13 protein-coding genes are annotated in these 18,466 nt (G+C 69.8%); 6 read left to right on the top strand and 7 right to left on the bottom strand.

All coding sequences use genetic code 11. The features are described 5' to 3' along the window. Window positions 1-89 precede the first annotated feature (89 nt). The 3 genes from ACIBTM_RS40550 to ACIBTM_RS40540 all read right to left on the bottom strand — a co-directional run bounded on the left by ACIBTM_RS40550 (window position 90) and on the right by ACIBTM_RS40540 (window position 5,924). Window positions 90-1,589 carry a DEAD/DEAH box helicase gene (locus ACIBTM_RS40550; protein WP_395882444.1) on the bottom strand — a complete coding sequence of 500 codons (1,500 nt, stop codon included), beginning with the start codon at window positions 1,587-1,589 and terminating at the stop codon, window positions 90-92. Between the two features lie 344 nt (window positions 1,590-1,933). Continuing rightward, the gene (locus tag ACIBTM_RS40545; RefSeq protein ID WP_395882443.1) at window positions 1,934-2,875 is read right to left on the bottom strand and encodes a serine protein kinase RIO; all 942 of its coding nucleotides are present in this window, start codon (window positions 2,873-2,875) and stop codon (window positions 1,934-1,936) included. Between the two features lie 223 nt (window positions 2,876-3,098). Continuing rightward, window positions 3,099-5,924 carry an ATP-binding protein gene (locus ACIBTM_RS40540; protein WP_395882541.1) on the bottom strand — a complete coding sequence of 942 codons (2,826 nt, stop codon included), beginning with the start codon at window positions 5,922-5,924 and terminating at the stop codon, window positions 3,099-3,101. A gap of 309 nt (window positions 5,925-6,233) precedes the next feature. Here ACIBTM_RS40540 and ACIBTM_RS40535 point away from each other — a divergent pair, with 309 nt between their 5' ends. The 3 genes from ACIBTM_RS40535 to ACIBTM_RS40525 all read left to right on the top strand — a co-directional run bounded on the left by ACIBTM_RS40535 (window position 6,234) and on the right by ACIBTM_RS40525 (window position 10,534). Then, window positions 6,234-7,397 (top strand): S8 family peptidase, encoded by a 1,164-nt coding sequence (locus ACIBTM_RS40535; protein WP_395882442.1) that lies wholly within the window; start codon window positions 6,234-6,236, stop codon window positions 7,395-7,397. Then, window positions 7,397-8,944: a S8 family serine peptidase gene (locus ACIBTM_RS40530; protein WP_395882441.1), complete on the top strand. Its 1,548-nt coding sequence runs from the start codon at window positions 7,397-7,399 to the stop codon at window positions 8,942-8,944. The genes ACIBTM_RS40535 and ACIBTM_RS40530 overlap by 1 nt, the downstream gene beginning before the upstream one ends. Before the next feature lie 72 nt (window positions 8,945-9,016). Beyond that, on the top strand, window positions 9,017-10,534 hold the full coding sequence (locus ACIBTM_RS40525; protein ID WP_395882440.1) for a phytoene desaturase family protein: 1,518 nt from the start codon (window positions 9,017-9,019) through the stop codon (window positions 10,532-10,534). A gap of 61 nt (window positions 10,535-10,595) precedes the next feature. On the opposite strand, the gene ACIBTM_RS40520 is transcribed toward ACIBTM_RS40525, so the two are convergent. Next, entirely contained in the window at window positions 10,596-12,047 is a 1,452-nt protein-coding gene (locus ACIBTM_RS40520) for a trypsin-like serine protease (protein ID WP_395882439.1), read from the bottom strand. Between the two features lie 87 nt (window positions 12,048-12,134). After that, window positions 12,135-12,890 carry a peroxide stress protein YaaA gene (gene yaaA / locus ACIBTM_RS40515; protein ID WP_395882438.1) on the bottom strand — a complete coding sequence of 252 codons (756 nt, stop codon included), beginning with the start codon at window positions 12,888-12,890 and terminating at the stop codon, window positions 12,135-12,137. Window positions 12,891-12,949: 59 nt separating this feature from the next. Here yaaA and ACIBTM_RS40510 point away from each other — a divergent pair, with 59 nt between their 5' ends. Both ACIBTM_RS40510 and ACIBTM_RS40505 read left to right on the top strand, forming a co-directional pair. Next, complete coding sequence (locus ACIBTM_RS40510) at window positions 12,950-13,918, top strand: GNAT family N-acetyltransferase (protein WP_395882437.1); 969 nt, start codon at window positions 12,950-12,952, stop codon at window positions 13,916-13,918. Window positions 13,919-13,991: 73 nt separating this feature from the next. Continuing rightward, complete coding sequence (locus ACIBTM_RS40505) at window positions 13,992-14,927, top strand: aminoglycoside phosphotransferase (RefSeq protein WP_395882436.1); 936 nt, start codon at window positions 13,992-13,994, stop codon at window positions 14,925-14,927. 270 nt (window positions 14,928-15,197) lie between these two features. On the opposite strand, the gene ACIBTM_RS40500 is transcribed toward ACIBTM_RS40505, so the two are convergent. Together ACIBTM_RS40500 and ACIBTM_RS40495 are read right to left on the bottom strand one after the other, a co-directional pair. Then, entirely contained in the window at window positions 15,198-16,103 is a 906-nt protein-coding gene (locus ACIBTM_RS40500; protein ID WP_395882435.1) for a 2-hydroxyacid dehydrogenase, read from the bottom strand. 28 nt (window positions 16,104-16,131) lie between these two features. Then, window positions 16,132-16,488 carry a VOC family protein gene (locus tag ACIBTM_RS40495; protein ID WP_395882434.1) on the bottom strand — a complete coding sequence of 119 codons (357 nt, stop codon included), beginning with the start codon at window positions 16,486-16,488 and terminating at the stop codon, window positions 16,132-16,134. A gap of 126 nt (window positions 16,489-16,614) precedes the next feature. Here ACIBTM_RS40495 and ACIBTM_RS40490 point away from each other — a divergent pair, with 126 nt between their 5' ends. Continuing rightward, window positions 16,615-18,363, top strand: a complete 1,749-nt coding sequence (locus ACIBTM_RS40490) for a proline--tRNA ligase (RefSeq protein ID WP_395882433.1) — start codon at window positions 16,615-16,617, stop codon at window positions 18,361-18,363. Window positions 18,364-18,466 lie beyond the last annotated feature (103 nt).

Raw genomic sequence — 18,466 nt, 5'->3', positions numbered from 1 at the left:
GAACGCAATGAAAGGTCCTTTCCTTGCAAATTTTGCAAGGAAAGGACCTTTCATGGCACTAGCCGCCGGGGGAACCGGCTTCAGTTACGTCAGCTGTCGTAGCTGCGACGCGGGCGTCCGCCCGGACGCTGCGGACGGCCGTTGCCGCCACCGGACTCGCCACGACGCGGGCGGCCGCGGAAGCCACCGGGACGGCCGCCTTCGCGGTGACCGTGACCCTCGCGCGAACCCTGGTAGCCGCGGTCGCCGCCACCGTAGCCGCGGCCACCGCCGCGACGCGGGGACTCACGACGACGCTCGACGACCGGCTCGCCGCTGGGCTGCTGCGCACCGGTGATGCGGGCGAGCTCGGCGTCGCCCGGGCGGACCGTGGTCTGCTCGGCGCGGACGCCGGCGCGGTCGGTCATCCGGCGCACCATGCGGCGCTGGTCGTGGGTGACCAGCGTGACCACGACACCGGACGCCCCGGCGCGCGCGGTACGGCCGGCGCGGTGCAGGTAGTCCTTGTGGTCGGCGGCCGGGTCGACGTGCAGCACCAGCGAGATGTCGTCGACGTGGATACCGCGCGCGGCGACGTCCGTGGCGACGAGGACGGGCGCGTAGCCCTCCTTGAAGTCCGCGAGGACGCGGTTGCGCTGGCCCTGGGTCTTGCCGCCGTGCAGGGCGGCCGCGTGGACACCCTTCTCGCGCAGGCGCTCGGTGAGCCGGTCCACGTGGTGCTTGGTGCGGACGAACATGATCGTGCGGCCCTCACGGGCACCGATCTCGGTGATGATGTCCTGCTTGTCCTGGTGCGACACCTGGAACACGTGGTGGTCCATGGTGGTGACGCTCGCGGTCGACGGGGCGACCGAGTGCGTGACCGGGTCGGTCAGGTACGCGCGGACCAGCCGGTCGACGTCACCGTCGAGGGTGGCCGAGAACAGCAGGCGCTGGCCGCGGGCCGGGGTCAGGTCGAGGATCTCGCGGACCTGCGGCATGAAGCCCATGTCGGCCATCTGGTCGGCTTCGTCGAGCGCGACGAAGTTGACGTCGGACAGCGACGCGGTGCCCTGGCGGACGTGGTCCGACAGCCGGCCGGGGGTGGCGATCAGCAGGTCGACGCCGCGGGAAAGGGCGTCGGCCTGGCGGGTGAAGGCCATGCCGCCGACGGCGGTGCGGCACCACAGGCCGAGCGACTTGGCCAGCGGGGTCAGCGAGTCGGCGACCTGCATGGCCAGCTCGCGGGTCGGGACCAGGATCAGCGCGCGGGGGTGCTTCGGACGGGCCCTGCCGCCGTTGAGCCGGGTCAGCATCGCGAGGCCGAAGGCCAGGGTCTTGCCGGAACCGGTCTGGGCGCGGCCGAGCACGTCGCGACCGGCGAGCGCGTCGGGGATGGTCGCCGACTGGATCGGGAACGGGGAGGTGATACCGGCGTCGGCCAGAGCGCGCAGCAGCGGCTCGGGAAGGCCGAGTTCCGCCCAGGTCTTCGCCTTGACCGTCTCGACGGCGTCTTCGCGCAGCATCGCGTCACCCGCGGGGCGGGTGCGCGGCTTGCGGTGCTGACGCGCCGACGGTGAGACGTGGCCGGAGTTGAACGTGACTGTCACAAATGCCTCTCGGACGTGGCACGTCACAAGGAGGCCCGGGCTGCCCGCACGCAGGCAGGGCAAGATGGTGTGCACAGATGGGCGTTCACAGGGACGAACCCGGCACACCGCGTCTGCGTGACACCGCGCGCCAATTGGTTGATACGGATACCGCGAGCCATTCGGTTGGCTTTGGAGGCGACGGACACCACTCATCCACGCCGCCGGTTGCGGTCTGTCACTACTGTACCGGACTGTTATCCGGCCTCCCAACCGGAGGGACCGATTGTGGGCAGGGTCTCCACCGCGGGGTCCTTCCCGGCGTGATCGTGCCGGGAAGGACCCCGTCGAGACACTGTGGACGGTCAGCGAAGACCGGCGATCTCCCGCAGCTCCTCGATCAGCTCCGGCACCGCCGTGAGCCGCTCCGGTAATCCCCGCGAGTGGAACCACGTCGCGATGTTCCGGACGTCGCGCGCGAGGAACTCCAGCCCGCCGGGATTGGCCACGATGTCGACCACCTGGGGGAGGTCGATCACCATGATCCGTTCACGGTGCACGAGCAGGTTGTACGCCGAGAGGTCACCGTGCGCGAGCCCCTGCGACGCCAGCAGTTCCAGCATCGCCGAGGTCTGGAACCACAGTTCCCGCAACTGATCGGGTTCCGGCCGGACCTGGGCCAGCCGCGGGGCGGCCGTCTCGCCGTCGCCGAGGAATTCCAGCAGCAGTTCGGTGCCGTCGCGCTGCACCGGGTACGGCACGGGCGCGCCGACCGACCAGAGCCTGCTCAGTGCGCCGAACTCGGCCACGGCCCACTGTTCGGCGATGAGGTTGCGGCCGAAGCTGCTGCGCGACTCCATCGCCCGCATCTCCCGCGAACGCCGCATCCGCCTGCCTTCGAGATAGCCGGCGTCGCGATGGAACAGCCGGTGCTCGCCACTGCGGTAGCGCTTGGCGGCGAGCACGGTGCCCTCGGTGCCGGGCAGGTTGCGCCGGACGAGGTGGACGTCCGCCTCCTTACCGGTTTTGAGGATGCCGAGTTCGGTGTCGACCGCCGCCAGTTCGGTGATCACCCAGTCCGGGCGTGGCAGCGGCCCTTGCTCCGCTTCTCCCCAAGTGCTCCAGCGGTCGGCGCCGTCGGGGATCGCGGTCTCGGTGTAGGCGTCCTCCCGCAGGCGGGCGAGGCGGACACGTTCGGCTTCGGTGAGCCGTCCGCCGCGAGCAGGTTCGGGTTCGTCGTCGAAACGAGCACGACGGGTGCGGCGAGGGCGTTGTTCGTAGGACTCTTCGAGATCGTGCTTGCGCACTGGTGGGTTCTCCTAGATCAGGGATGCCCCACCGGGCGAGCGTCGTGGCTCCGCGCTCAGCCGCGAGGGGCGAGTGGATGGGGGCGGCCAAGGCCCCGGACAGTCATCAGCACGAGGCACCTCCCAGTCGCATCCACCGGCTCCCTGCCGGATCGCGGACGATCATTCCCGACCCTCTGGACGGACCGCAACCGATTTAATTTCCGATGCGGTGAAGCCTGCTCTACGCCGACCGCAGCCCCGCCAGCTCGCTGCGCGACCGCACCTTCAGCTTCCGCAGCACGCTCGCGACGTGCTGTTCCACCGTGCGCCGGGACAGGAACAGCACTTCGGCGATCTCCCGGTTGGTGTGCCCGGCGGCCAGCAGGCGGGCGACGTCGCGCTCGCGTGGGGACAGCTCGTCGCCGTAACCCCGGCGGCCGCGCCGCGAGGGCGCGACGGCGCCGGTGGACCGGAAAGCGTGGCGGCACCGGGCGGCGTCCCGGGTGGCGCCGAGGTGGTCGAAGGTCTCGGCGAGCGCCGCGAACGTCTCGGCGACATCCTCGTCGCGGGCCAGGCGGCAGCGCGCGGCCCGCTCGGCGATCAGCGCCGCGTGATAGGGCGCGGGAAGTGCCTCGAACCGGGTCCGCGCCTGCTCGAAGGCCTCGATCGCCTCCGCGTGGTCGCCCAGGGAGGCGGCGACGAGACCGCGATCGGCGGCGAGCGCGGCCCGGGTCGACGGCGCGTCGAGCCCGCGGACCTCGCGTTCGAACTCGTCGGTCAGCGCTTGCGCCGCGGCGCCCCGGCCGGTCGCGCAATAGGCGTCGACGGCGGCCATCACCAGGTCGGCACCCCAGGCCCAGACACCCTTGGCGCGCAAGAGTTCCAGTCCCTTCCCGGCCTGGGTGACGGCGGCCTCGCCGAGGTCCTGTGCGAGCAGCATGCCCGCCATCCCGGCGTGCGCGGCGATCGCGACCGGGGTGAACGCGTTCTCGGGCTGATCCGCCGCGGTACCGGCGAACCGGGCCGCGGCCTCGTCCCATTCACCGCGGGCGGCGGCGAGCAGGCCCAGCACCAGGCACAGTTCGCTGGTCACCGGCAGGAGGTCGCGGTACTCGTCGATCAGCGCGCCCGCCCGTTCGGCGAGGCCGTCCCAGTTCCCGGTGAGCCAGTCGGTGTGGACGGCCGTCGCGCGGGCGGTGCTGACGACGTACGGCGCACCGCAGTCGGCGGCCAGCTGCATCCCGCTGCGCAGCAGGCTCCTGGCCCGACGATGGTGGCCGGTCCAGGCACAGGCGTCGGCGCTGTTGCAGTGCAGCCGCGCCAGATGCCGCTGTTCGTCGGCGGAACCGACGGTGGTGGGCGCCCGGTCCAGCATGTCCCAGCCACGCGGGTCCCCGATGTGCAGCCGTGACGCCGCGTTGTTGGCCAGCAGGATGATCTTCAGCCGCCGGTCGGTGGCCCGGTCGATGAGCTCGTCCACCCGGTCCATCCAGCGCCGGTGCTCCCGCAGCGGGGTCGCGCCGACCCAAGGCTGGGCGAGGACGCCCATGCCGCGGCCTGCCAGGTCGGGCCGGTCGGAGAGGTCGTTGACGGCGATCTCGATCTCGGTCCTCGCCGCCTCCAGCCCGCCTGCCTGGCGCACCAGCAGGAGCCCGAGCCCCAGCCGGACCTCGCCGCTCAGGCGCCCGGACAGCCTGCCGTCGGTGAGCAGCCGCTCCAGCGCCGGGACGACCTCGGTCTGCGCGAGTCCGTTGCACGCCACCGAACTGAACTTGACCGCGAGTCTGTCCACATCGGACGGTTGAAGGCCCGGTTCGTCGAGCAGCGTGCGGAGCAGATCGGTCGCGGTGGCGAGATCACCGATCGTCGACGCCTGATCCGCGGCGGCCTCGCCGTATTTCAGGGCACCGGCCCGGTCTCCCGCCTTCCGGCAGTGTTCGGCCAGCCGCACCAGGGATTGCGGGAGGCGGTCGCGCAGCAGCCGCGCGGCCCGGCGGTGCAGTTCCTGGCGGTCGGGACCGGGGATGGTGCGGTACGCGGCTTGCCGGGCGAACGCGTGCCGGAAGCCGTACCTGCCTTCGCCGGACTCCACGAGGACGTTGCGTTCGAGCGCGAGGACGAGCGCGCGGCGGGCGCGTTCGGGGGTGAGCGCGGCCGCGGCGGCCAGCAGATCCGAAGTGGACGGTGTACCGAGGACGGCGGCGGCCTCGGTGATCCGCCGGGCGGCGGGCGGCAGCGCCATGAGGCGTTCGACTGTCGCTTCCCGCAGCAGCGCCGGGACTTCGACCGTGTCGAGCAGACGCCGCGCGGTCGCGCCGTCGGCGTGCACCGCCCCCTCGACGCCGCCGATCGCGTGCACGATCTCCTCGATCACGAACGGGATCCCCGCGGTTCGCTCGTGCAGCCGCGCGGCGAACTCCGCGGAGACGTTCGCTTCGCCGAGCAGGGCCGAAACCAGTGCTTGGACGCCGTCGCGGTCCAACGGCCGGACGGTCACGAGCGCGTGCGCGGTGCCGGGAGCCGGCCGGTAAGCGCTGCCGAGCGGGATGCCGCCCGGGGTCTCTTCGCGGCGGTACGTGAGCAGGAGCGTCAGGCCCGCGGGCGGGTCGGTCATCAGGAACCGCAGCAGACGGCGGGAACCGTCGTCCGCCCAATGGAGGTCTTCGATGAGGAGGACGTGCGGGCCCAGCGAGCCGAGCAGTTCCCGGACGGCGCGGAAGAGCTGGTGGCGTTCGGCCCTCGGATCGCCGGGCCGAGGCGGTGGCTGAGGCAGGAATGCCGCGAGTTCGGGCAGGTAGGGCGCGAGGACACCGGTCACCGGGCTGAGCTCACGCGCCGGGCGGACGTCCTTCAGCGCGTCGAAGACCACGCCGTACGGGAAGGGCTCGCGCAGCGGCTGGCAGGTCGCGGTGAGGACCGGCCGTCCGGCCAATTCGGCGCAGGCCAGCAGTTCGGCGGCGAGCCGGGTCTTGCCCACCCCCGCTTCCCCTTCGAGCATGATCACCGACGGCGAGCGCAGCGCGCCGTCGAGGAGCTCGCGTAATTCCGCCTCACGGCCGACGAGCACTGGCGAACTCGTCCTGCGTCGGTAGCCACCGATCACCATGCCGGGTCACCCCCGCTTCACGAACCACACCGTTCGAGTGAACGCAGCTTAAGCGCGGTTTCGATGATCACGGAACCCGCTCGGACGGTCACCCGACTTTCGTAGGGACGGTGGATTTCGCCATTAGATACGTAGTCCTACGGACCGTTGCCTCGCTTGTTCGCGCAGGTCCCGCCACCCGAAAGTGATTCCAGCGTGACTGCACGTCACGGCGCCGGTCTGGACCCCTGCCGGCGCGAACCACCTGTTCGAGTGAACGGAGCTCAGGAAATGCGTGGAGAACTTCGACGTCACCGGATCGCGGGTGCGGTGCTCGCCGGGGCCTGTGCGGCGGCCATCGTGGCCTTCGCCGGACCGGCCACGGCCGCCGAGGGCCAGATCCGCGGCGCCGGTGTGCCGGGAGCCGTCACGGACGGGTACATCGTCTCGCTCAAGAGCGGCGACGCGGGCCTCGCGGCCAAATACGGCGGCCAGGTGAAGGCGACCTACACCGCCGCGCTGAACGGCTTTTCGGCGAAGATGACCGAGGCGCAGGCCAAACGCCTGGCCGCCGACCCGAACGTCGACTTCGTCCAGCAGGACGCGGTCGCGCACCTGACCGGCACCCAGACCAACCCGACCTGGGGCCTGGACCGGATCGACCAGAAGAGCCTGCCGCTGGACAAGAAGTACACCTACCCGAACACCGGTTCCGGGGCGACGGTCTACGTCCTCGACACCGGGGTCGACTACCGCCAGTCCGAATTCGGCGGCCGCGCGACCAGCGGGTACGACTTCATCGACAACGACAGCGACGCCCGCGACTGCCAGGGGCACGGCACGCACGTCGCCGGCACGGTCGGCAGCGCCACCTACGGCGTGGCCAAGGGCGCCAAGATCGTCTCGGTCCGCGTGCTGAACTGCCAGGGCAGCGGCCAGTACTCGCAGATCATCTCCGGGATCGACTGGGTCGTGAAGAACGCCAAGGGCCCGTCGGTGCTCACGATGAGCCTCGGTGGCCCGGCCGACTCCGGGGTGGACTCCGCCGTGCGCCGCGCCGTTTCGGCGGGTATCACGAACACCGTGGCCTCCGGGAATTCCAACACCGACGCCTGCTCCACCAGTCCGGCCCGCGTGCGTGAGGCCATCACCGTCAACGCCACCCAGAGCGACGACCGCCGGTCCTCGTTCTCGAACTACGGCAGCTGCACCGACATCTTCGCGCCGGGCACCAGCATCACCTCGCTGCGCAACGGTGGTGGCACGCAGCAGATGAGCGGTACCTCGATGGCGACGCCGCATGTCGCCGGCGCGGCCGCGATCTACCTGACCTCGAACCCGTCGGCGACCCCCGCCGCCGTGGCCTCCGGTCTCGCCAACGCCGCCACCAACGGCGTCGTGACGAGCCCGGGCTCCGGTTCGACGAACAAGCTGCTGAACGTGGCGGGTCTCTGATGCGCCGCGGCGTGCGGGCCGGTGTGGTGGCCGTCGCGGCCACCGCGCTGGCCGCGCTCGCCGCGGGCAACGCCCTCGCCGCTCCGGCGGAAGGCGTTGTCGTGCAGGCGAAGCAGCACTACGGCGATCAGTACATCGTTGAGCTCCACGAGGCAGGCACCATGGCGGTCGAGCGGTCCTCGGCCGCGCTGACCGGCCGCTACGGCGGCGAGGTCCGGTCGGCGTACAAGAACGTGCTCCGCGGATTCTCCGTCAAGGGCCTGTCCGAGCAGCAGGCGCGGCGGCTCGCGGCCGACCCGGCGGTTAAGGCGGTCTACCAGGACGGCACCGCGCGTGCCGTCGGTACCCAGACCAACCCGACCTGGGGCCTCGACCGCGTCGACCAGAAGAACCTGCCACTGGACAAGAGCTTCACCTACCCGAACACGGGCGAGGGGGTCACCGCGTACGACTTCGACACCGGGATCAACCCGGAAAACCCGGAGTACGAGGGGCGCGCGTCCATCGGCAAGGATTTCGTGGGCGGCAACGGGAAGGACTGCAACGGGCACGGCAGTCACACCGCGGGCACCATCGGCAGCAAGACCTACGGCGTCGCCAAGAAGGTCAAGCTGGTCGGGCTGAAGGTGCTCGGCAACGACTGTTCGGGCAACGGCCCGGACTCCGCCATCGTCGACGCGGCCGAATGGCTGACCGCGAACGGCACCAAACCGGCGGTGGCGAATCTGAGCCTGCGGATGGACCAGGTCGGGCTCGGCGACGACGTCATCAAGAAGTCCATCGCGGCGGGCTTCGTCTACGCGGTGGCGGCGGGCAACGAGAACCAGAACGCCTGCAACGTCAGCCCCGCAAGGATCCCCGAGGCGATCACGGTCGGCGCCTCGGACGGCAGCGACAACAAGTCCTCGTTCTCCAACCACAGTTCGTGCGTGGACATCTTCGCCCCTGGCAGCAACATCACGTCGCTGTCCACGTCCAACGGTGGTTCGGCGAACATGAGCGGGACGTCGATGGCCACGCCGCACGTGGCCGGGGCGGCGGCGCTGTACCTCGCCGCGAATTCCGGCGCCACCGCGCAGCAGACGCGGGACGCGCTGGTGAACAACGCCTCCGACGGTGTGCTCAAGGGGCTGCCGTCCGGCACGGTCAACAAGCTGCTGAACGTGTCGTTCATCGGCGGCGGTGGCCCCACGCCGACGTGCGGGGCCAAGTCCAACACGACTCCGGTGTCCATTCCGGACGCCGGTGACGCGGTGACCAGTTCGGTGACGCAGGAAGGCTGCGACGGCAAGGCGTCGGCGACGCTGCCGGTCAAGGTCGACATCGCGCACACCTACACCGGTGACCTGGCGATAGACCTGATCGGGCCGAGCGGTGCGGTGTTCGGTCTCAAGCAGGCGGGAGGGATCGGCGAGGCGAGCGGCGTGCACACGTCGTACACGGTGAACGCCTCGTCCGAACCGGCGAACGGGACCTGGAAACTGCGGGTCCGTGACGTCTACCGGTTCGACGTCGGGACGATCGAAGGTTTCTCCATCACCTTCTGAGCTTGTTGCGAACGGCGGTGCGCCGCGGTCACGATGGCCGCGGCGCATCGTCGTTTCGCTGGGAGGTCTTGAATGGAGTCCTACGATGCCGTGATCGTCGGCGGCGGGCACAACGGTCTGGTGGCGGCGGCCTACCTGGCCAGGGCCGGCCGTTCGGTGCTGGTGCTGGAACGGCGCGACGAGGTCGGCGGGGCGGCGGTCTCCTTCCGTGCGTTCCCCGGCGTCGACGTCCGGCTGTCGCGGTACTCGTATCTGGTGAGCCTGCTGCCACGCGAGATCATCGCGGACCTCGGGCTCGACCTCCGCCGTCGGCGGATGTCGTCGTACACCCCGGTCGGCGACAGCGGTCTCCTTGTCGACACGGGCGACGACGGCCGCACGGCGGCGTCGTTCTCCGCGCTCACCGGGTCCACAAAGGACTACGAGGCATGGCAACGGTTCTACGCGATGACGTCCCAAGTCGCGAAACGGACTTTCCCCACCCTGACCCGGCCTCTGCTCGCCAAAGAGGAACTGCGCTCGGGTATCGATCCGGAGGCGTGGGACGCGCTGTTCGAACGGCCGATCTCGGAAACGCTCACCGGGATGTTCGGCGACGACACCGTCCGCGGCGTCGTCCTGACCGACGCGCTGATCGGCACCTTCGCCGGGGAAGGCGACTTCCGGCAGAACCTTTGCCTGCTTTACCACGTGATCGGCAACGAGACCGGTGACTGGGACGTGCCGGTGGGCGGGATGGGCGCGGTGACCGGCGCGCTCGCGTCGGCCGCGTCTTCCGCCGGTGCACGGCTGGTGACCTGCGCCGAAGTGTTGTCGATCGACCCAGGTGGCTCGGTGCGCTATCGGCTCGGCGACGACGAGTTCACCGCGCGCGGCGGGCACGTGCTGTCGAACGTCGCGCCGCGGACGCTCGCGCGGCTGCTGGGGGAGGAGCCGCCGGAGGCGCCGGAAGGCGCGCAGCTCAAGGTGAACATGGTGCTGTCACGGTTGCCTCGGCTGCGTGATTCGAGTGTCGATCCGCGAGAGGCGTTCGGCGGGACGTTCCACGTCAACGAGGGCTATGAGCAGTTGGCGAGGGCCTACACCGAGGCCGCCGCGGGCCGTATCCCGTCGCTGCCGCCGTGCGAGATCTACTGCCATTCGCTGACCGACCCGTCGATTCTCGGCCCGGCGGAACAGGCCGCCGGGGTGCAGACGCTGACGTTGTTCGGGCTGCACATGCCCACCCGGCTGTTCGAGGGCCGCAACGATGCCGCACGCGACGAGGCTTTGCGAGCGACTTTATCCTCTTTGGACAGTGTGCTGGCCGAGCCGATCGAGGACTGCGTGCTGCGTGCGCCGGACGGCCGGTTGTGTGTCGAAGCGAAGACACCGCTTGATCTCGAAGCCGAGCTGGGGCTGCCCGCGGGACACATCTTCCATCGAGATCTTTCGTGGCCTTATGCCGCGGACGCCGCTCAGGTGGGTCGCTGGGGCGTCGAGACCGCGCATGAGCGGGTGCTGCTCTGCGGTGCCGGGGCCGTGCGAGGCGGTGGTGTCTCGGGTATCCCCGGGCACAACGCGGCCATGCCGGTGCTGGCCCGGTCCTGAAACGTCATGAAAGGGTCGTTCAGGACGAAAGATGTCCTGAACGACCCTTTCATGACACTCGCTACTGGACGGTGAGGGTGTAAACGGCGGTGGCGCTCTTGCCCGCCGAGTCCGTCGCGGTGACGGTCACCGGGTACGTGCCCGGTTGGAAGGGCGCGACCACCTGCATGGTCGAACTGCCACCGCTCGAGATCGTCCGCGGGTTGAAGAACGGGGCGAACGGCAGCCCTTGCCCGGACGCCGACAGCGTGATCGTGCCCGTGCCGCCGGTGGCGGAAACCGTGACATTGCTGAAGAAACCGGGTTGCGAAGTCCCGCTGGTGGGGCTCAGGCCCACCTTGAGGTCACCGGGCTGCGGTCCACCTTCGCCGACGGTCAGCGTCAGCTTCGTGGTCGCGGTGTCGGTGGTGCCCTTGCCCGAGATCGTGACCGCGTAGTCCTTTTCGGCCGCTCCGGCGGGAACCTCGATGCTCACCTTCGCCGACTCACCCGAGGTGATGGACGAGGGCTGGAACGTCGCCGTCGCGCCTTCCGGGAGCCCCGAAGCGCTGAGATCGACCTTCTCCGCGCCGTTCTTGCCCGGCTTGCTGGTCACCGTGGCCGACACGTACTTGCCCGGCTCGACCTTGAGCGAGGACGGCGTCACCGCGAGCGAGAACGTCTCCGGGTTCTGCGGCTCGCCGATCTGCTGCTTGACCCAGTCGCCCATGTCGTTGTTGAGCCTGCCGTAGACGCTGTACCACTTGAAATCGCTGCGGCTCCAGGACGCGACGCCGACGATCTTGCCGTCCACGATGAGCGGCCCACCGCTGTCACCCGGAAGGATCGTGACGCGGCCGTCGCTGTAGCCGCTGCAGATCATCGTGGCTTCCTTGAAGCCGGCACCGACACCACTGCAGTTGCTGCCCTGCACGATCGGCAGGGTGAACTTGTGCAATTCGACGTTGCGGGTGTCGTCGTTGTGGTCCTTCTTGCCGTAACCGAGTCCCAGCCCGGACTTGCCTGGCTGGTTCAGGCCCGTGTCGGCCGACGTCGCGACCTTTGCGTACTGGCCGCCAGGCACCGGGATGTCGGCGTCCGTGGTGACCACCGCGACGTCGTAGCCCTGGTCGAAGTTGACGTACTTCGGGTGCTTTTCATAACTGACGACGCCGATCCGCGTTCCGCCACCGGCGTTCAGATCGTCGAGCCCGTAGAGGAAGGACTTCTCACCGGCCGCGTCCTTGCAGTGCGCGGCGATCAGGATCTTGCGCGGCGCGACGACCGACCCGGTGCAGGTCTGCCCCTGCGGTCGCGTCCCGCCTTCGCGCAGGCCCGCGATGATGAACGGATAGTCCTTGACCGACGCGGGGGTACCGCCGATGGAGTTCGTATGCGGTCCGTCGGGGACGACCGCTTGATCCGTTGGGGTGACCGCGGGCAGGTCGGCGGCGGTCGCAGGCGCGGGCAGGAGGACCGAGAGGCAGCCGAGGGCGGCGGTGGCGACCCCCAGTAGCCGTTTTCTTCTGTTCACGGTGGTTCCTTTCCAGGTGGCTGGAAATCACTTTCCGCATTCGCGCCTGGTGGAACAACCGAGGAAGAAGCCCGTAGGGGTACGGAACTAATGCGCCCCGTCGCCGGTCAGCAGCTCGATACTGTGGTCCCCGGTCCGTTCGACATCGAGGCCCGCCTTCGACAGCACGCGCATCAGCTGCTCCACAGTGGACGGTTCGCTGCGGGACTTCACCAGCTCCGCGGCCAGCCGTCCCTTGTACGCCTTGTTGAAGTGGCTCACCGTGGTCCGGTTGCCCTTCGCGTCCTCGGTCACGACGCGGACGGTCACCGCGTCCGGGCGGAGCTTCGCCAGTGCCGAGTAGGTGCCGGAACGCAGGTCGACGACGAGTCCGTCGATCCCCTGGAGCACCGGTTCGAGTACCGGCTTCCACACGCTGCGGACGGTCCCCAGCGACGGCAGCGCGTTGCCACCGGAAAGCCGGTACGCGGGGATCGGGTCGGTCGCCGCGACCACCCCGAACAGCGCCGAAGCCACGGCGAGGCGCTTCTCGGCCTTCGCCAGCGTCGCCTTGGTGAAGGACTTCACGTCGAGCGCGTCGTAGAGGACGCCGGTGTAGCGGCGCAGCGCGGGCATCGTGGGAGACGTCCAAAGCTCGGCGTTGCGCGCGACCTCGTCGGCCTGCCGCGGCGTGATGCCGAGCGCGGCGACACTGGCCGGAACGTCACCCGCCAGTTCGGCCAGCGCGTCGGCCAGCTTCGCGCGGGTCGGGTTCAGGTCCGGGAACGACAGCGCGCCGAAGTCCAGTGGCGCGCCGGTACCGCCGGCGGCCTTGGTCTCGGAAGGGGGGAGCAGCACGAGCACCTCGGAAGCGTAACTAAATGGAATGCGTCACCCCGAGGCGCGGGCTTAGCCTCGTCCGCATGAGCCTGACCTGGCGCCCGCTGACCATGGACGACATGCCACGACTGGCCGAGACCTTCGCCGAGGCGGAGCGCGCCGAGCCGATCGAGGAGCACTACAGCGCGGAGGATCTCGCCGAAGAGATCGGTACGCCGACCGTCGACCTGCCGACCGCCACCACGAGCGCTTGGGACGGCGGCACGCTGGTCGCCTACGGTCTGCTCCGCAAGCGTGACGCGGCGGATCCGGTGCACATGATGCGCGTCGACACGCTCGTCCACCCCGCTTATCGCGACGAAGCGATCGCCGCGCACCTCACCGGCTGGTTCGAGGAGGCGGGCAAGAAGCTCCACGCGAAGTCTCATCCGGACGTACCGCTGGAACTGCACGCCGCGGCCAACACCAAGCAGCGCTGGCTCTCCGAGGTACTCGTGGACGCCGGGTACGAGCACGCCCGGTGGTTCGTCGACATGCGAGCGGACCTCGGCTCGATCCCGCCGGCGAAGCCGCTGCCGGAAGAGTTCCCGCTCGTCGCGTACGAGGAGAAGTACGAGGCCCTCACGCTGCGGTCCCGCAACGAGACCTTCGCGGATCACTGGGGGAGCACGGCGCAGTCCCCGGAGGCTTGGCGGCATCTGGTGGTCGGCGCGAAGGATTTCCAGCCGGACCTGTCGTTCCTGCTGCTGAGCCCGGCCAGGGACCAGGTGGTCGCGATGGTCCTGAGCGCGCACTTCGCCTCCGACGAGGCCGTCACAGGCGTGAAGGAGCTGTACGTCAGCCACGTCGCGACCGACGCGAGCCTTCGCGGGCGCGGGATCGCGGGTGCGCTGCTCGGGCACACGCTCGCCGAGGCCAAGGCCAAGGGTTTCCAGCGGGCCTCGCTCAACGTCGACCAGGACAACACCCACCGCGCTCTCGGCGTTTACGAGCGCGTCGGGTTCAGCGAGTTCCAGCGCTGGGCCGGGTACGTGAAACCTGTTCCGACCTGACCGGTTGTCACCCGAAAGGGTGGATTTCGGTACAGTCGATCCTCTCGGAGAGATCGCTGGGGGTGGTAGGGCGTTGCCGGTTTCCGCACGGCTCGGCTGGCACGACCTCCCTTCGGCGACGCGTGACGCCGTCGAGCGCGAGCTCGGGTCGATGGTCCGTCGTTCGTTGTGGCAGACCCCGGAATTCGACGGCGGTGTTTCGGCGCGGCTCGAACTCGAACGCGGTCATCGCTGGGTCTTCCTCAAGGCGATCCCGGCGGGCAGCCCGCGCGCGGGCGGCTACCGGACGGAGGCCGCCATCGCGCGAAGGCTTCCCCCGGAGGCGCCCACGCCGAAGCTGTTGTCCTTTGTGGACGGTGAATGGCTGGTGCTCGCGTTCGCCGACTTCGACGGCACCCGGCCGAACCTGCGCCCGGGATCGCCGGACCTCTCCGCGGTGCTGGCCACCTTCGGTGCGCTCGGGCGCACGCTCACGCCGTGCCCGTTGCCCGACGTGCCGGACGCGCTCGACGATCTCGGCCCGCTCCTGCGCGGCTGGCACGAACTCGCGAAGGAACCGCCGGACGACCTCGACGGATGGGCCGTGCGCAATCTCGACCGGCTCGTCCAGCTGGAGACGTCGTGGCATCCCTGGTCGGCCGGGGACACGTTGCTGCACAACGACATCCAGCCCGAATACCTGGTGCGGACCGGACCGGGCCGGGTGCTCGTCACGAACTGGCGCTACCCGGCGAGGGGCGCGGGCTGGCTCGATCTGGTCGCGCTCGTCCCCTACCTGCTCGACGCCGGGCACGAGCCCGCCGACGTCGACCGGCTGCTCCGGCGCCGCCCCGTGCTGACGGGCGTCCCCGTCTGGGCGGTCACCGCGTTCGGTGTCGCGCTGGCCGGGCACGCCGAACGAGCGTGCCGGCTACCGGAACCGCCCGCGACGACGGGGGTGCGCGCGGCGCAGCGCCGTCTCGCCGCGGGTATGCGCGACTGGCTCGCCTACCGGACGCACTGGCAGTAGCGCCCTGGCGTGTCGCGAAAGCCACTTTCGCGACGTTCGATGTCCCGAAAGTGGCTTTCGCGACATCCCGGCGGGACGTGACCTCCGGCGAGGCGCGGTGGCTCGCGAGTGGCTAGGACGGTTCTATTGAGGGGTAAGGCCCACTATGGCGTTTCCTGGCGGCGGGGCTGAAGGCGCCTTTCACCGCATCAGACTCGGCGAAGGGAGCCTTCAGCCCACCACCGGCACCGCCCACGAACACGGCACATTCGACGGTCCACCGGAACCGTCCTAGCCACTCACGAGGTTCAGCGGCTCCTCCCCGGCGGCGTACCGGCGCAACTGCTCGGCGACCAGCCGCTTCGCGCGCGGGTAGAACGACGCCGACCCGCCCGCGATATGCGGCGTGATGATCACCCCGGGCGAGCTCCACAGCGGATGCCCGGCGGGCAGCGGTTCCGGGTCGACGACGTCGAGCGCGGCGCGCAACCGCCCGGAGACGGTCTCCGCCGTGAGCGCCCCGGTGTCGATCGCCGAACCCCGCCCGACGTTCACCACCAGCGCGCCGTCCGGCAGCGCGGCGAGTTCGGCGGCACCGAACAGGCCCATGGTCGCGGGCGTTTCGGGCAGGATCAGGACCACGATGTCGGCGGACGGCAACAGCTCGGCCAGTTCGCCGACGCCGTGCACCCGCTCCGCGGGCCGCGCCGTGCTCGCCACCCTGGTCACGATCGCCTCGGCCGCGACCAGCTGCCGCTCGATGGCCTGGCCGATCGAGCCGTGTCCGACCAGCAGCACCCGGCTGTCGGCGAGCGAGCGCGTGTGCTCGCGCTCCCACGACGCCGTCGCCTGCTGAGCGAACCAGCGCGGCAGATCCCGCTGCGAAGCGTGGATCAGCGCCAGCGCGTGCTCGGCCACGCTGAGATCGTGCAGGCCGCGGCCGTTGGCCAGCTTCACTCCCGCCGGCACCAGCGGGATCAGCTTCTCCACCCCGGCCGACAACGACTGCACGAGCTTCAGTGACGGAAGCCGGGCGATCAGCTTCATCGGTTCGGCGCCGGTGTCGTACGGCAGCACATAGATCTCGACGTCATCAAGGCCTTCGTCCGGCAGCGGGCCCACGCCGTCGTAGAGCCGCGCGCTCAGCCCTTCGGGCAGCTCGATGTCGGACCAGGGCAGGATGGCTCGCTCCGTCATGCCGCCATTCTGACCATCGCGACCGGCGTCAGCCCTCGTGGGTCGCGACGCAGAATTCGTTGCCGACGGGATCGGCCAGCACCGTCCACGCGATGCCCGGCATCTCGTGCTTGTCGAGCTTCTTCGCACCCAGTCCGATCAAACGTTCCACCTCCTTCTCCATGTCGTCGGTCCCGAAGTCCACGTGGACCCGGTTCTTGCCGACCCGCTGCTCCGGAACGCGCTGGAAGGCGAACACCGGCCCGTTCTCCTTCTTGGCGTGCAGGATCAGGAACTCGCCGCCGTAGTCCTGATCCACCTCGACCCCGAGCGCCTTCGTCCAGAACGCCGCGAGCCCGCGCGGATCCGCGCAGTCGATCGTGATCATGCCCAGTTCGATACCCATGGCGGCACGCTAGCGGCGCCCACCGACAAAACCGGGCGCCCGCGATAACCGGTTGAACCGGCCCGGGGCGGGGTGACTACGCTGCGCAGAACGTCTAAGCACGTAATTCCAGCGAGGAGCCCAGAAGTGATCACCAGGATGTCGTCGTTGTTCCTTCGCACCCTGCGTGAGGATCCGGCGGACGCCGAGGTACCGAGCCACCGGCTCCTGGTACGCGCCGGCTACGTCCGCCGGGTGGCCCCGGGTGGCTACTCCTGGCTGCCGCTGGGCCTGCGGGTGCTGCGCCGGATCGAGAACGTCGTCCGTGCCGAGATGAACGCGATCGGCGCGCAGGAGATCCAGTTCCCCGCGCTGCTGCCGAAGGAGCCTTACGAGGCCACCGGCCGTTGGACCGAGTACGGCGACGCCTTGTTCCGCCTCAAGGACCGCAAGGGCGCCGACTACCTCCTCGGCCCGACGCACGAAGAGCTCTTCGCGCTCACCGTGAAGGGTGAATACAGCTCCTACAAGGACTACCCGGTCGTCCTGTACCAAATCCAGACGAAGTACCGCGACGAGGCGCGTCCCCGCGCCGGCATCCTGCGCGGCCGCGAGTTCGTCATGAAGGACTCCTACTCCTTCGACCTCGACGACGAGGGCCTGAGCAAGTCGTACGAGCTGCACCGCCAGGCCTACACCAAACTGTTCGACCGCCTCGGCATCGAGTACGTCGTCGTGAAGGCGACCTCCGGCGCGATGGGCGGCTCGGCCTCCGAAGAGTTCCTCGCCGTCGCCGAGACGGGTGAGGACACCTACGTCCGCAGCACCGAATCGGGTTACGCGGCCAACGTCGAAGCGGTCACCACGCCCGCTCCCGAGGCGAAGCCGATCGAGGGTCTTCCCGAGGCGAAGGTCCACCACACGCCGGACACCCCGACCATCGAGTCCCTGGTCACGTTCTTGAACAACGCCGGCCTCGGCCGCACCTTCACCGCCGCGGACACGCTCAAGAACGTCCTGGTGAAGACCCGTCAGCCGGGCGCGAAGGAGTGGGAGCTGCTGGCCATCGGCCTCCCCGGCGACCGCGAGGTCGACCCGAAGCGCCTCGAAGCGTCGCTCGAGCCCGCCGAGTTCGAGCTGCTCGAAGAGGCCGACTTCGCGAAGAACCCCTTCCTCGTCAAGGGCTACATCGGCCCGAAGGCGCTGAAGGACAACGGCGTCCGGTACCTGCTCGACCCGCGCGTCGTCGACGGCACCGCCTGGGTCACCGGCGCCGACGAACGCGACCACCACGTGGTCGACCTGGTCGCCGGCCGCGACTTCACCGGTGACGGCACGATCGAGGCCGCCGAGGTCCGTGAGGGCGACGCGTCGCCCGACGGCAAGGGCACCCTGGTCGCCGCGCGCGGTATCGAGATCGGGCACATCTTCCAGCTGGGCCGCAAGTACGCGGACGCGTTCGAACTCGACGCGCTGGGCCCGGACTCCAAGCCCATCCGCATCACGATGGGTTCGTACGGCGTCGGCGTCTCGCGGCTGGTCGGCGTGCTCGCCGAGCAGAACCACGACGACCTCGGCATCGTCTGGCCGCGCGAGGTCTCGCCGTTCGACGTGCACGTCGTCATCGCGGGCAAGGACGAGACGGTCGCCGCGGGCGCGGAGAAGCTCGCCGCCGAACTGGACGCCGCCGGTATCGAGGTCGTCCTCGACGACCGCAAGGCCACCCCGGGCGTCAAGTTCGCGGACGCCGAACTCGTCGGTGTGCCGACGATCCTCGTCGTCGGGCGCGGCCTGGCGAACGGTGTCGTCGAGGTCAAGGACCGCCGCACCGGTGACCGCGAGGAGATCGCCGTCGACGCGGTCGTAGAGCACTTGGCCAAGCTCGTCCGTTCGTAGCGTCCACCGTCGGGACTTCGGCACGTATCTCGGCGGCCCAGCTTCCTGCCGGCTGCGTCGCCGGTCCGCCCGAGTACGACCCGGTACGAGGACGAACCGGCGC

Source organism: Amycolatopsis sp. NPDC049868 (assembly GCF_044461365.1).
Classification (GTDB): domain Bacteria; phylum Actinomycetota; class Actinomycetes; order Mycobacteriales; family Pseudonocardiaceae; genus Amycolatopsis.
The sequence above is the reverse complement of the archived record's forward strand: the minus strand, read 5'-3'. Positions and strand labels throughout refer to the sequence as shown.